Raw genomic sequence first — 14,294 nt, 5'->3', positions numbered from 1 at the left:
GTTGGCTTTGGCTTTCGTATCCATGATCAAATTAGCTGCCCAATGGGGATAAGTAAAATTTACCATTTTTCCCTATTCACGCAACAACGCCGTTATAAATTATGAATTAGGAACGTGGATTAAATAAAGTGTAAAAGTAGGGTGTGTTAGTAAAGAGACTACCGCACCATTCTCCGTTCCATCAGAATTGCAGGTTATTAAGTTTGCATTCCTTATTACAAGTTTCATAGTTCATAATTTACCATCAGTCGCTCCTAACTCCTAACCCGCATTTCTCACAAGCTTCAGGGGGCGGAGGGGCAGAGGGGCAGAGGGGCAGAGGGGCGGAGGGGAAAGAACTTGGTATTTGAACTCTCCTCTGCTCCCCTGCTCCCCTGCTCCCCTGCTCCCCTGCTCCCCTGCTCCCCTGCTCCCCTGCTCCCCTACTCCCCTGCACAAGGTTTTGAGAAATGTGGTGAGAAATCCGGGCTAACTCCTGTAGAGACGCGATTAATCGCGTCTCTACTCCTAACTACTTGTTCACCACTTGTAGGCGCTGAGTTACCATCGTCATCCCATTACCCCGCAGGATGACAGCAGAAACCCATTGGCTACCAGGGGTAGATGGTGCTTGTGCCGTTTTAAATAGTCCGCCAGATGTCAGTAATTCCAAATCTACAGGTGTGGGGTTGAGAAACTTATCTGCTTGGACAGATTCTTCTAGGGCCGTTCCTAGTAGAAAATCATCACCAAGTGGCTCTTGAACGATCGCATCAAAGTTATACTTCTGACCAACTCGTACTTGCTCTGGTAATTTAATATCAATTTGGGGTGGCTTACTGCCAGAGGTAAGTAGGGTGCGTTCTGTCAAAACATCTTGGCGGACGATTTTGCCGCCTTCAATGCGCTGACGCGATTTAATGGTGGCATTGAGAGACAACTTATTCCCGTTACTGGAGGGTAAGCCAGTTATCTTCGTTTCTGTTTCAGCAATAATCCCATTCCCTTCAGATTTTGAAGATAGCAGTTTGGTACTGTATTGCAGTTTGGGATATCGTTGCCAAAGTGAAGTCAAAGACTTTTCCAGAGTTTGGAAGTTTAATCCATCGCCATGAGTGAAGGAAGGGCTGTAAAATTGCAACACCCCTTTGACATCGCCCCGACTGGCAGCTGCATCAACTTGTGTCAACAGGTTTTTTAGATCGGCTGGTGCATTTTGAATACCAGCTTGGGCTAATTGCTGTGGTATCGTCGCTTGAGTGCGTTGCCAACCACTTGTTAAACCAAGGGCGATCAGGAATGAAACCAACCAAATACTGGCTGGAAATCTGAGTTGACGTTTCACTAAGGCTGTAATAATTTTAGTCATTGAGAAGAGTTTACTGATTTGATGAGAGAAAGTCAGGAAATTGTTTTATCTTAGTTAAGCTAGACGCTAAACGGTAGAGGTTTGATGGCAAACGCACCGATACGATTATTAATAGCTGCCAGTGGGACTGGTGGACATTTGTTTCCAGCGATCGCACTGGCACAAAAACTTCCAGATTATCAAATTGAATGGCTGGGAGTACCCAATCGGCTAGAAACTCAACTTGTCCCTAAAGAGTATCCCTTGAATACTATTGCAGTTGAAGGGTTTCAGCAAGGGTTTGGACTCGCCTCGATTCGCATCTTTGGCAAACTCGCCCTTTCGATTCTAGAAGTCAGACAAATTCTCAAGCAGGGAAATTTTCAAGGGGTGTTTACCACAGGGGGTTACATTGCCGGGCCAGCCGTGATTGCGGCGCGTTCCCTCGGTTTACCCGTGATTTTCCACGAATCTAACGCCTTACCCGGTAAAGTAACTCGCTTTTTTGGCCCTTGGTGCAGTGCGGTAGCCTTGGGATTTGAAGTTGCTGCTAAGTATTTGCCCCGGGCCAAAAATGTCTGTGTTGGTACTCCCGTAAGAGCGCAATTTCTGGATGGGGCAATTAATGCACCCCTAGATTTAGCCATTCCTGATGGTGTTCCTTTAATTGTCGTCTTTGGTGGCAGCCAGGGTGCAGTTGCGATTAATAAGTTGGTGCGCGAATCTGCAAAAGCTTGGTTTGATGCTGGTGCTTATGTAGTACATTTAACTGGCGATCGCGACGAGGAAGCAGATACTCTCAAACATCCACAGTACATAGTCTTACCTTTTTACAACAATATGGCAGCGTTGTTACAACGAGCAACTCTTGCCATTAGTCGTTCTGGTGCAGGTAGCTTGACAGAATTGGCAGTGTGTGGAACACCAGCGATTTTGATTCCTTACCCCTTTGCCGCAGAAGACCATCAATCTTACAATGCAGACGTATTTACTTCATCTGGTGCGGCGTTAACGTTGAAGCAATCGGAGTTGACGGCCCAAATATTGCAAACTAATGTGTTGAATTTGTTGCAGTCACCGCAAGAGTTAGCAAAGATGAGGAAAAACGCAAAAGCGATCGCAGTTCCCGATAGTGCCGAAAAATTAGCGCAATTAGTGCGTGAGGTGGTAGAAACTTAAAAAATTCAAAATTCAAAATTGAAGATAGTAAGAGACAATAGGAATTTATTCTCTAGGTTATGAATATCTTATTTAACCAAAAATTCCGCCTCACAGTAGGTTGTGCTGCCTTATTACTTGTCGGTTTAGCCAGTAGCTATCTACTATATACTCAGCCAAAAACTAAACAGCTAGCCCAACAAAATCAGTCCTTGACTCAGCCCGACTTTACCCCACTTCAATCACAGATTTCCCTCACCTCAAAGTTTCAAAATTCTTTTGTAGCTCAAAAAATATCTTCTGATGAAATTATTGGGAAGCAAAATGCTATTTTATCTCGGCCAGATTTGATATCAGCTTCTGCACCTTATTCAGTTGTCGATGAATTCAAAAAATATAAATTTAGCATTAAAGGTAGCCAGGTTGTTACCCCAGGCAAACTACCAAGTAGTAAGGTTAACTTCGATCGAGAAGATTTATTAACTGTTCTTGTTAATACTAGAAAATATTTTCAAGACCACTCCTCAGAAGATCCAGATATTCTCCGTACAGGAATGCTTGGAACTCAAGGTGTAACTGTGCCAGATGTTCTCAATACTTTGAATTTCATGATTACTGTCTTAAAGGAGGATATTGCTAATAATCGAGCTACTCGGTTACAAGATCCTAAATTTATCAATACCAATTTTCGAGTTATTAAATGGTCTGCCTACAACCCAAAGAATAAACAGCAAAAACAATTACGAATTACTAAATATGCTGTTTTCACTCATCCCGGTTCTCGCAAGAAAACCTCTACTTTTAATACACCAATTTATAGCTTAAAAGAAAACGCCGATAAAAATAAATTCTACACCAAGTATACAAAGCAAGATGTTTTGTCAGGTATTTATGAACCAGGTGGTAGAGAATTTGGAAAAGTTACCAGTCTTGCTTATCTAACTAGAAATGGCTTAGAAGAAGCAATTATGGAAGGAACAATACTGATTAATTTTACCCATGGTTATAAGGCATTTTTTAATGTAGACAGAAATAATGGAATGGCTTATATTCGCGGATTGAAGGCAACAGCACAAAAGCGTTACTGGTATTTTAGAGAAGTTGATGCTATTAAAGGCTATGGATATAAAATAGATGCAAAAATTTCGATCAAACCAGGAGTCACTTTTGCTGGAGATGTTTTGAATATCGGTTTAGGTAAAGTGGTTGTAATTGAGCATACTCAAGGTGGTCGCAAATATTTGCGAATGGGAGTCATTGCTGATACAGGAGGAGCCTTTTTACCCAATCTTTATCAACTTGATTTTTTGGCAGGTATATTTAAGAATAAACAAGAATTTGGACAAAATATCGCGCAATTGCCTGAGTATGCTACAGCATATTTTTTAATCAAGAAATAATGTATTATTTTGATAGAAAATTGAAGAAGAATTTAGGTGTCAGAATGGAATGGCACGCTTGTAAAGGGAAAATCGTTGAGGCTCTTGGGTGCAGGGGAGCAGGGGAGCAGGGGAGCAGGGGAGAAAGAAGAAGTTTTAGGTATTGCGTTCGGATATTTAGAAATTCCCCTCTGCACCCCTGCCTCTCTGCAATCCTTACGCTGCAATACTCTTCAGCTTAACTTAGTGCCATTCGTGTCAGAATGGAATCATTCACTTAACTCTGACTCTTGATTGTTCCCAGACTCCTAGAGGTAGAGTTAGAGTATGGGAACGAGAGAATTAACCTTAGGGACTTCCAGAAATTAAATTATTCAATTTTGGAGCGAAGATGATCAATTAGATTCTTCCTCCCCTGCTTCGCCTGCGCCCCCTGCCTCCCCTGCTCGCCAAAGCGATGGGATATTTTTTTAGTTGGAAGTCCCTTACTAGGCGCAGAGAACGCAGAGAGGGAAATCAGAGATTTTCACGACTCATTTAGGATTGTTATATACAGGACAATACTTGGTCTACACCGTAGCCTTACCAAAGAGAGGGATTAAAGTCAGGAATTTGTGTTCAATGGGATATGATATTAGGCAAGTTTACCTTGTGGAAAACTTGTGGAAAAACCTATGTAGTTTTCCACAAGGTAATTATACTTAATTAAGTTTTATCAGCAAAATATCAAGTTTTTCCCAGATTTATCCACAAAAAGTAAGATTTTTTGCCCACTTTAAGTTAAATTTAATCAATTTTTAGACGTTACTTAATATTTCCGACTAATTATTTAGCCGTCAACCCTAGCGATCGCAGTACAGGTTGTGGAAAACTGAAAATACATCTTCAGGATGGTTTTTGAGAACGGCTAGTGAGATTGATGCGATCGCTCAGTTGGCGGAGAGTTTGTGCTAAAGTGCGATCGCTCTGGTGAAGTTGAGTAATTTTATCGCAACTATAGATTACCGTTGTATGGTCTTTACCACCAAACTCTTCCCCAATTCTCGGTAAACTCAGAGACGTATGTTGGCGCATGAGATACATTCCTAATTGACGCGCCCAGCTAATCTCTCTTCGTCGGGAGTTACTTTTGAGGTCATCTATTGAAACATCAAAATTATCTGCCACAACCTTTAAAATCGCTTCTGGGGTAGCTGCCATTTTTTCGTTAGGCGGTTCTAAAACTGGTGTGATATTTTCCACCGTCATTGGTAAGCCCCAAATAGAAATATAAGCCACCGCCCGAATTAAAGCTCCTTCTAATTCTCGAATATTAGAAGTATAGTTAGAAGCAATATACTCAATTACATCGCGGGGAAGACGAATATTTTCATCTTCGGCTTTTTTTTGCAAAATTGCCATCCTCGTTTCTAAATCAGGCTTTTGGATATCTGCAATTAACCCCATAGAAAACCGAGAACAAAGACGTTCTTGCAAACTAGGAATCTGGTTGGGAGGGCGATCGGAAGCAATCACAACTTGCTTACCAGCTTCATGTAAAGTATTAAAAGTATAGAAAAACTCTTCTTGGGTGTATTCCTTTCCTTCTAGAAACTGAATATCATCAACTAACAAAAGATCGGCAGCTCGATAATGTTCTCGAAAACTTTGCATACTATCTTTACGAATGGCTGTAATTAAATCATTAGTAAACTGCTCCGTAGAAACATAAAATATTTTACAATCAGGCGAAATTTCCCAGCGATAATGTCCAATAGCCTGCATGAGATGAGTTTTACCTAAACCCACCCCACCGCATAAAAATAAAGGATTAAACTCTTTCCCAGGAGATTCTGCAACTGCCAAAGAAGCAGCATGAGCCATCCGATTGTTAGCACCAACTACAAAGCGCGAAAAGACATATTTAGAGTTTAATTCAGTAGTTTTCTGATTGCGATGAGAAACAGCTTTAGGAATACTACTAGAATTTTGCGATTCCCAAGAAATCTCTCGTTCACTAAAATGAGAAACCTCATCACCTTGAACCACAGTAATGTAAATTCCTACAGGATGACCGAGAATATCTTGAACTACATGAGCAATGGTATTGATGTAATACTTCTGTAACCAATTACGGGCAAATGGGTTAGGAGTGCGGATTACCAAACAATTATTTTCTAATCGCTCTGCACTAGCGGTTTTGATCCAAGTTTCAAAGGTGGGTCGGGATAGTTCAAGCTGTAGGCGCTCTAGTACCTGACTCCACAGACTTTCTATGGGAATTTCCATTATCCACCACCTTTGCTGCTAATCGTCACAATAGAAGATAAAGCATCAATTTAGCATTGACACACGCTAGACCTAGAATAAGCTTTTAAGTTGTAATCATTTTGGGACATACCCAGTAGGCAAGATCCTAACATCCACTGACTGACACGGAGAAGCAACGACACATGAAGACAACAAACCATGATTTAGCACCCAAAAAGATAGATCCCAGGGGTTTACCCCAGAGGTTCTGGATGCTCTTATATGGGGTAGCAGTGGTGTTCTTGGGAAGCTGCTCTCTTGTACCAGCTAAGACCTTTGAGACTCGACAAAGCGACACTCAAGCCCCAAAAACAATAGAATCCAATCAACCCAATCCGGGAATTGTCCCCCCGCCGATTTTATCGTCATCTGAAGACCCTAATTTTGTGGTCAAAGTAGTCCAACAAGTAGGGCCTGCGGTAGTTCGCATTGATTCTTCCCGAACAATCACTTCTCGCGTACCAGACGAATTTAACGATCCATTTTTCCGGCGATTTTTTGGAGACGCAACGCCACAGCCTAGACAACGAGTAGAGCGGGGTAGTGGCTCTGGATTTATCATTAATTCTTCTGGTCAAATTGTGACCAATTCCCATGTGGTAGATGGTGCTGATAGAGTGACTGTCACCCTCAAAGATGGTCGGACTTTTGATGGGAAAGTACTGGGTGAAGATCCGGTAACTGATGTGGCTACGATTAAAATTGACGCTAATAATCTGCCAACCCTGTCTGTGGGTAACTCCGATGCTTTGCAGCCAGGAGAAGCGGTAATAGCCATTGGCAACCCGTTAGGCTTGAATAATACCGTTACTTCTGGAATTATTAGTGCTACAGGGCGTTCTAGTAGCGATATTGGTGCTAGTGATAAGCGGGTTGATTACATCCAAACAGATGCTGCGATTAACCCTGGTAATTCTGGTGGGCCATTGCTTAATGTTCGCGGACAAGTAATAGCGATGAACACAGCTATTATCCGAGGCGCTCAAGGTTTGGGATTTGCTATCCCCATTAATACCGTGCAAAAAATCGCCCAGCAATTAATTGCTACAGGCAAAGTCGATCATCCTTATTTGGGTGTTCAGATGGTGACACTGACACCAGAAAATAAAGAAAGAATAAAAAATATAGCAGGCGATCGCTTAAATATTACAGCAGATGACGGCGTTTTGCTCGTTGAGATTGTGCCGCGATCGCCTGCTTCTGTGGCTGGACTACGAGTCGGTGATGTGATTAAAAGCATTAATAGCCAGCCTGTTACTAAAATTGAAGAAGTGCAAAAGCTAGTCGAAAATAGCAAAATCGGTACTAAGTTACCAATACAGGTGGAACGCAATGGGCAAATTGTCCAACTAGGAATCCAACCTGCTGCTTTACCAGCAAGACGTGAAGGATAAAGTTGGTCATTGGTCATTGGTCATTGGTCATTTTAAAAGTAACTGACATACTTACTCTCCTCCCCATTTTCCATTCCCAATTCCCCATTTATTAAAGGAGTTCCCCAATGAATGAATTAGCGCCAATTATTCAATTAGGCAATCCAACATTGCGCCAAAAAGCTGCTTGGGTTGAGAATATTCAAGATGAGCATATCCAAAAATTAATTGAAGACTTAATCGCCACTGTTGCCAAGGCTAACGGCGTGGGAATTGCTGCACCTCAAGTAGCACAATCCTATCGTTTATTTATTGTGGCTTCCCATCCTAATGCTAGGTATCCCAACGCGCCGGAAATGGAACCTACTGCTATGATTAATCCCAAAATCATTGCTCATTCTAGCGAACTTGTCAAAGATTGGGAAGGTTGTTTAAGTGTTCCAGGAATTAGGGGGTTAGTTCCTCGATATAAATCTATTGAAGTGGAATATACTGACTATCAAGGCAATTTACAAAGGCAAGAATTAACCGATTTTATCGCTCGGATTTTTCAACACGAGTTCGATCATCTTGAGGGTATCGTATTTGTAGATCGGATAGAAAACACTCTCGATATGATTACCGAGCAAGAATATCAACAACGAGTAGTTAACAAATAAATGGGAGTGGGCAAGAGACGCGATTAATCGCGTCTCTAACCCGGATTTCTCACCACATGTCGATTAAGCCTGCGCTTGAGCAGGGGAGCAGGGGAGCAGGGGAGCAGGGGAGCAGGGGAGCAGGGGAGCAGAGGAGAGTTCAAATACCAAGTTCTTTCCCCTCTGCCCCTCCTTCGCCTCAAGCTTGTGATAAATGCGAGTATTAGTTTTTTCTTCCCTTGCTTCCCCTGCCTCCCCTGCCTCCCCTGCCCCTCTGCCCCTCTGCCCCTCCTTCCCCTCAAGCTTGTGAGAAATGCGGGTCTAAGGAGTGGGGAGTAGTGGATCAATTACGAATTACGAATTACGAATTATTTAAGCGTGTGTTTCGCAAACTCGCTCGTCTCGCCACAATTGATATAGCTGTGTTGCTGGCATTGTCATATATAAAACGTCACCAATACTAAGGTTAGTTTCTAGTAAATCCCAGCCATGAAGGGTTTGGTTGTTTGTTTCTACATACAAAGGTACACAGTCAGATGACATTGCTACATCTTTCACCCACTGCCCACAAAAGGCGTGTGAAGCTGTGATCGCGGTTGCAAAAGCTACCCAAAGACTATCGGCTGTGATGCCATTGCCAAGGATGCGGCCCCCTAGTGCAGCAGCAGCAAAAGCTGGGGCTGCTAGTTCAGCCGGACTCAACACGGCCTCGAAGCCAAATAGCTGTTGCGCTATGCCGGCAAAATCGGGATCGCCATAATGAACAATCACCGGAATGCTAGGTGTCAAGCCTTTGGCTTTGAGGGCAATTTCTAGATTGGTAGCATCATTGCTAGTAACGGCAAGCACGGCAGAGGCAGAGTCTATATTGCTGGCTTTAAGTATTGTACGGAAGCTGGCATCGCCCTGAATGACGGGAATACCGAGTTCACGAGCGGTATTAATATATTTATTGTTAGAGTCGGGTTCAACTACTACAACTTCATATCCACTGGCGTGGAGTTGCTGGACAATTCTCACCCCAATACCACTCAAGCCACAGACAATGTAGTGATATCGTTGGGGAATTCGGGCTGCATCCCAAAATTCCTTAAAGCGGCTTCCCAAGACAAAATCGGTAAGCATTGCATACCAAATACCAATCACTACTGCTCCAACCAGCATCATCACAACGGTAAATAACTTAATACTATTAGGAGCATTTTCTACTACTTTGTCATTACCACCCGCTCCAGTAATCATGCCTACAGAAAAATATAGAGCATCGACAGGAGACAAACTCAACTCAGCCGACATATAGGTAAATGTGGCAATTAGAATAACCGCCAATAGCGCAATAGCACCCACCAAGACTGAGCGCCCGTGTTGCTGAAACAGCCTAATATTAGTCAAGACTTTCAGCAATTTTCTAATCAACGATCGCCTAGGAGAACGAATGCGGGGTTGCGTACCAACAATTAAGCGATCGCCTACTTGGATCTCTTGGCCAGATATGATACCTGATATCAAATCCATTTCACCTTTTACTGGCAAGTAATAAATCAGCATCCGCGAGCGATCTTCCCACAATTCACTCAGCTTTAGACCTTTCCATAAGTGGTTTTCATCAATGTACTCTTCGTGAATTGGCCAAGTTTGCTGAAATAATTTGATTTGTCCAATCGCTCGGTTTCCCAATGCTGCAAAGGTGAATACAGGTGCTGCTAATCCTACAACACTCATACTCAAATGGTCTGGCAAACTTTGATCTAGGCGCTCACCCAAATTTGTATTATAAAAACGGTTGATAATCCGAATCTGGGGATTCAGCACCCGTGCTTGCATCATAATAGACAAATTCAAAGCATCTTTAGATCCGGCGATGACTAAAGTGTGTGCCTGTTGAATTCCTGCTGCTGTTAGGGTAGAAGCTGCTTGTAAATCGCCAACAATCACATCTCCTGCCGTTTCGCCAGGGATAGATTGGTGATGAATACCAACAACGAAGGTTCCCTGGTGTCTCAGCAAACGAAAGGTTTTATATCCGGTACGTCCTAAGCCACAAACAATAATTCTGGGTTTCATGAAACGGCAGCATCTTTTACAGGTGGGGCTGCATTTCTAGTTATTTATCAATATTGTTGCCCACTTTGCTGAAATATAACTGTAGCTGACAACACGATTGTTTTAATTGGGAGCAGGGGGCTAGGGACTGGAGAGAAAGGCAATAAAATAATCTAGAAAAATATGGCAATTTTTGTAGGTTGTGATACGCTATCTGCTTGAGAAGTGTGGAGGAACCGAAAATGACTAAGCTGCGCGTAGGGTTACTGTTTGGCGGTCGTTCGGGAGAACATGAAGTTTCAATCAAATCAGCACAGGCGATCGCTAAAGCCTTGAGTGCAGAGCAAAATGCTAGTAAGTACGAAATACTGCCTTTTTACATCCAAAAAGATGGACGCTGGCTAGCAGAAGAAGCACCCCAAAAGGTTTTAGGAACCGGCAGTCCGTTACTAGAATCTGAACAATCAACTTCTGAGGGAAATCTGACATCCAACCCTCAAGCCCAAACCTTAAGCAAGTGGCAATCTCCCTCTCAAGTTGCCCAAGTAGATGTTTGGTTTCCCATTCTCCACGGCCCCAACGGTGAAGACGGAACAATTCAAGGGTTACTAACTTTGATGCAAGTCCCCTTTGTTGGTTCTGGGGTGTTAGGTTCAGCAATGGGAATGGATAAAATTGCCATGAAAATTGCCTTTGAGCAAGCGGGGCTACCACAGGTAAAATATAAGGCGATAACTAGAGCGCAAGTTTGGTCTAATCCTTGCGTATTTCCGAAATTGTGTGATGAAATTGAGGCCGCATTAGGTTATCCCGCTTTTGTCAAGCCCGCTAATTTGGGTTCATCAGTGGGAATTGCCAAAGTGCGATCGCGTCAAGAATTAGAAGCCGCCTTAGATAATGCTGCCAGTTACGATCGAAGACTGGTTGTCGAAGCTGGTGTCGTCGCCAGGGAAGTTGAGTGTGCCGTTTTAGGCAACGATCGACCACAAGCCTCTGTCATTGGAGAGATTAGTTATGACAGCGAGTTTTATGATTATGAAACTAAATATACAGAGGGTCGGGCAGATTTACTGATTCCTGCATCGATTCCAGATGCGATCGCCCGTAAAATTCAGGACATGGCTTTGCAAGCCTTTGTAGCTGTTGACGCTGCGGGATTAGCAAGAGTGGATTTCTTCTATGTGGAAGCGACACAAGAAGTTTTAATTAATGAAATCAATACTTTACCAGGCTTTACGGCGACGAGCATGTATCCCCAACTCTGGGCCCATAGTGGAGTCTCCTTTCCAGAATTAGTCGATCGCTTAATTCAACTTGCTCTTGAAAGGCATTCTCCTAGCTGACGGAAGAAAATAAGCAAACTAATTTCAGATTATTAGGGCAAGAAGTCACAATAAATACACAACTTTGACAAAAGTTAGCCGGATTTAGTAGCCTCTGTTTTACAAAAAAGCTACTGGAATCGGAAATTTTGTTACGGATACCTGATGCTTGACTCCTCCAGTACAATTTATTGACTAGAGGGGTACAAATCTGAAAGTAATCATGGAAAAAAGTCAGAGTGTACAGCGCGAGCCAACCCGACTCAGAAGGGCTACTCCAGAGCTGACAAACAGGAAATCGAGATTAAAACAAAGCTCGAATGTTCTGATATATCTGGTTGCACACCATCCTTGGCTATTATTAACTGGGTGTTTAGCCATGTTTTTAGGAGGTGGTGCTTTTGCCGTGTATAGCTTAGGTAATGCTGGCCCGGTAGCACAAGAAGAACCAGAAAAAATCCCAGTTATCGTTGAAGAACCCATCAGTATACCCTCTGAGAATAGCAATCCTACGCCTTTATGGATGGTGGCTGCGATCGTCCTCAGTTGTGGTGGTGGTTCCTTGCTCATTTTCAAAATGCTCAACGGGAAAAAGCAACCGCAAAAAGTCCAAAAACAGGTTAACCGCCATCAGGTACGCTTGGCACAGAGCAATTACCAAAAATTGGAACCACGCCTTCCCAAGAACCAGCCAATTTTTGTGCCACAGCCACAACTGATGACAATGCCGATGATGCAGATGCAACCGAAAGCAAAACATCTAGTTACGGTTCTACCAGCAGAACACAAACACCACTTGGATACGCGCCCAGATTCTTTGGCAGACTTGATGGATCTTCGTAAAGATAGTTCATTGTCTGCAATTTTACGTCAGTATTAAATTTTCTGTAAAGCAAAAACCTTTCAAAATAATACTTTTTGCGAATTAGGGCACGGTTCTACCGTGCCTTTACTAATTATATATTTAGCATTTATATAGCACAAGCCTTGGTGGTTAGGACATCAACAGATAATGAAACTTAGACACAAGAAGACTTTTCACCCAGTCCCCAGTCCCTTGCTATAGGGAGCAACGCGAAAAAGTGAGATCCTGGTGAAATAGGCTCTTGAGGCAGGGGGAGCAGGGGGAGCAGGGGGAGTAAAGAGGCATTTCTAGTATTTTTTACTACCGAAACAGACTGCTTCTACACTTATTTCTTTCTCTTCCCTTGCCTCCCCTGCCTCCCCTGCTTACCCATCTCACTGTTAGAGCATTGCTCCCCTTGCTATATAGCATAGGACTTAGTTACTCGATGCTAAAAAAGTAGCAGTTCATCCGGTTAAACTGATAAAGAAGAAAATATCCGATTAGGCAGTGAATAAAATAGTGCGGTTAGTTTTGACAGCAATATTGCTGGTGCTAGTTACAGCTTGTGGCAGTATTGGACTGCTACCGACTAGCGAGTTAGTGCAAAAAGCGATCGCACTTGGGCTAGAGCAAACTCAACAAAAACTTAGCCAACAGTTGGATCTAGATTTTCAAGGATTTGAAATCAAGCGGCTATCAATTACCCAGCAACAACCCCTAACCATTGAAAACTTACCAGCTTTCCGCGTTCGCGGAACTTACGACTTAATTCTGAAGCTACCAAAACGGCGCTTAACGCAACCAAAACAACCCTTTGACGTTTACCTGCAAATTCAGCAAGAAGGTAAAACTTGGCGATCGCTAATTCCAAAAAAAGGTAGTAAAAATACTCAATCAGTTTGGCGCAGTTATTTAGTTGAGTAAACCTATGTCATCAAAATACTTTTTTTCGGTTGCGTAAGAATTGCAAACCAGTAGCGTAAACACCAAATGCCAGTAAACCTGACATAAAATCGGGTTCAGGAATACTATCAGTAGATATAGAATTGATACCTACAGCAAAATCCTTATTCAAGTCTACATTATCAGCAAATGAACTATCGGCAGCACCAATAAATATAAATTTTGCATCAATGGGAACTTGTACAACAGCACCATTAAAATCTCCACGTGAGATGTAAAAAATACTATTATCTAAACATTGAGACGGAAGACAACCGTTAGTAAAAATTGCATTAATAGCGCTAGGAACTCTATCAGTTGTTGCGCCTTCATACTCTCCGCTACTTGGTAGCAATCTATTGTCAGCGCTGAAAGTAGCCCACATTGAACCAAAGTATTCGTCAGTCGGATCGCCAAAGGGTGAAAAACTGCCAAACCGTTCCAGTTTAATTGTGTCTCCTGAATTAATTCCCAAGTCTGTTAGAGAAAAAGGTACGCTATCAGGACTAAATGTATATGAAGAAATAAAACTTGCGCTGGGGTCGATATTAAATTTAGCTGCCAAAGCTTGAGCCGAATCAATTTTGAATAGTAGTACTAAGTTGAAGGCAGTTTTAGCAGTTACAATTGATAACTTGGTGAATAATTTATAAATTTTTTGATTTTTCAAAAAGGCTGACATAATAATTTCCTCCAAATTGTTAATTACTGGATTCAGGCATAAAGTTATGTATCAAGTTATAAATTAGCTATCTTACTATTTTATTTATATTTGAGAGTATATTTAAATACTTAAGTCTTGAAAATATCTTATTAGAGATAAAATTGTCAATCTACCAGGAGCTAGTTGACAGTTGATAACAATACTGAAAAACGGATTTTTATCTACGTTTTGCTTGATGAATTGAAATCTTCTTTGTAATGTGTGCTACTAGAAAAACTATCACAAGCATTTCCGTATAACTGCTGGGATACA

Annotated in this window: 11 protein-coding genes; 7 read left to right on the top strand and 4 right to left on the bottom strand. The window is 42.2% G+C overall.

The window, feature by feature from the left end:
- Nucleotides 1–511: 511 nt before the first annotated feature.
- Nucleotides 512–1,348 (bottom strand): nuclear transport factor 2 family protein, encoded by an 837-nt coding sequence (locus V7K42_RS15240; protein WP_334917432.1) that lies wholly within the window; start codon nucleotides 1,346–1,348, stop codon nucleotides 512–514.
- An 84-nt stretch (nucleotides 1,349–1,432) separates the two neighbouring features.
- Here V7K42_RS15240 and murG point away from each other — a divergent pair, with 84 nt between their 5' ends.
- Both murG and V7K42_RS15230 read left to right on the top strand, forming a co-directional pair.
- Entirely contained in the window at nucleotides 1,433–2,506 is a 1,074-nt protein-coding gene (murG, locus tag V7K42_RS15235) for an undecaprenyldiphospho-muramoylpentapeptide beta-N-acetylglucosaminyltransferase (protein ID WP_334892015.1), read from the top strand.
- Nucleotides 2,507–2,565: 59 nt separating this feature from the next.
- On the top strand, nucleotides 2,566–3,885 hold the full coding sequence (locus tag V7K42_RS15230) for a hypothetical protein (protein ID WP_334917430.1): 1,320 nt from the start codon (nucleotides 2,566–2,568) through the stop codon (nucleotides 3,883–3,885).
- 864 nt (nucleotides 3,886–4,749) lie between these two features.
- Here V7K42_RS15230 and dnaA read toward each other — a convergent pair.
- Nucleotides 4,750–6,132, bottom strand: coding sequence for a chromosomal replication initiator protein DnaA (gene dnaA, locus V7K42_RS15225; RefSeq protein ID WP_334917428.1), 1,383 nt, complete (start codon nucleotides 6,130–6,132; stop codon nucleotides 4,750–4,752).
- 164 nt (nucleotides 6,133–6,296) lie between these two features.
- Here dnaA and V7K42_RS15220 point away from each other — a divergent pair, with 164 nt between their 5' ends.
- Nucleotides 6,297–7,547, top strand: coding sequence for an HhoA/HhoB/HtrA family serine endopeptidase (locus V7K42_RS15220; RefSeq protein WP_334917426.1), 1,251 nt, complete (start codon nucleotides 6,297–6,299; stop codon nucleotides 7,545–7,547).
- Nucleotides 7,548–7,654: 107 nt separating this feature from the next.
- Nucleotides 7,655–8,185, top strand: a complete 531-nt coding sequence (gene def, locus V7K42_RS15215) for a peptide deformylase (RefSeq protein WP_334917425.1) — start codon at nucleotides 7,655–7,657, stop codon at nucleotides 8,183–8,185.
- Nucleotides 8,186–8,536: 351 nt separating this feature from the next.
- Here def and V7K42_RS15210 read toward each other — a convergent pair whose 3' ends face one another.
- Entirely contained in the window at nucleotides 8,537–10,228 is a 1,692-nt protein-coding gene (locus tag V7K42_RS15210; protein ID WP_334917423.1) for an NAD-binding protein, read from the bottom strand.
- 221 nt (nucleotides 10,229–10,449) lie between these two features.
- Between V7K42_RS15210 and V7K42_RS15205 the strand changes: the two genes are divergently transcribed.
- The 3 genes from V7K42_RS15205 (at nucleotide 10,450) to V7K42_RS15195 (ending at nucleotide 13,300) form a co-directional block, all read left to right on the top strand.
- Nucleotides 10,450–11,550 (top strand): D-alanine--D-alanine ligase family protein, encoded by a 1,101-nt coding sequence (locus V7K42_RS15205; RefSeq protein ID WP_334917421.1) that lies wholly within the window; start codon nucleotides 10,450–10,452, stop codon nucleotides 11,548–11,550.
- Between the two features lie 202 nt (nucleotides 11,551–11,752).
- Nucleotides 11,753–12,409, top strand: a complete 657-nt coding sequence (locus tag V7K42_RS15200) for a hypothetical protein (protein ID WP_334917419.1) — start codon at nucleotides 11,753–11,755, stop codon at nucleotides 12,407–12,409.
- Nucleotides 12,410–12,892: 483 nt separating this feature from the next.
- A complete protein-coding gene (locus V7K42_RS15195; protein WP_334917434.1) occupies nucleotides 12,893–13,300 on the top strand; it encodes a hypothetical protein in 408 nt (135 codons plus the stop codon).
- Nucleotides 13,301–13,310: 10 nt separating this feature from the next.
- Here V7K42_RS15195 and V7K42_RS15190 read toward each other — a convergent pair whose 3' ends face one another.
- On the bottom strand, nucleotides 13,311–14,000 hold the full coding sequence (locus tag V7K42_RS15190; RefSeq protein WP_334917417.1) for a hypothetical protein: 690 nt from the start codon (nucleotides 13,998–14,000) through the stop codon (nucleotides 13,311–13,313).
- Nucleotides 14,001–14,294 lie beyond the last annotated feature (294 nt).

Source organism: Nostoc sp., from assembly GCF_036917455.1.
GTDB lineage: Bacteria > Cyanobacteriota > Cyanobacteriia > Cyanobacteriales > Nostocaceae > Nostoc.
Note: the sequence above shows the minus strand (reverse complement) of the source record. Positions and strands in the feature narration are given on the sequence as shown.

Excerpts from the sequence above, each read along its gene's own strand:
- V7K42_RS15205 (WP_334917421.1), top strand. The coding sequence starts at position 10,450 with ATGACTAAGCTGCGCGTAGGGTTACTGTTTGGCGGTCGTTCGGGAGAA.
- V7K42_RS15230 (WP_334917430.1), top strand. The coding sequence starts at position 2,566 with ATGAATATCTTATTTAACCAAAAATTCCGCCTCACAGTAGGTTGTGCT.
- V7K42_RS15240 (WP_334917432.1), bottom strand. The coding sequence starts at position 1,348 with ATGACTAAAATTATTACAGCCTTAGTGAAACGTCAACTCAGATTTCCA.
- V7K42_RS15210 (WP_334917423.1), bottom strand. The coding sequence starts at position 10,228 with ATGAAACCCAGAATTATTGTTTGTGGCTTAGGACGTACCGGATATAAA.
- V7K42_RS15200 (WP_334917419.1), top strand. The coding sequence starts at position 11,753 with ATGGAAAAAAGTCAGAGTGTACAGCGCGAGCCAACCCGACTCAGAAGG.
- V7K42_RS15190 (WP_334917417.1), bottom strand. The coding sequence starts at position 14,000 with ATGTCAGCCTTTTTGAAAAATCAAAAAATTTATAAATTATTCACCAAG.
- murG (WP_334892015.1), top strand. The coding sequence starts at position 1,433 with ATGGCAAACGCACCGATACGATTATTAATAGCTGCCAGTGGGACTGGT.
- dnaA (WP_334917428.1), bottom strand. The coding sequence starts at position 6,132 with ATGGAAATTCCCATAGAAAGTCTGTGGAGTCAGGTACTAGAGCGCCTA.
- V7K42_RS15220 (WP_334917426.1), top strand. The coding sequence starts at position 6,297 with ATGAAGACAACAAACCATGATTTAGCACCCAAAAAGATAGATCCCAGG.
- def (WP_334917425.1), top strand. The coding sequence starts at position 7,655 with ATGAATGAATTAGCGCCAATTATTCAATTAGGCAATCCAACATTGCGC.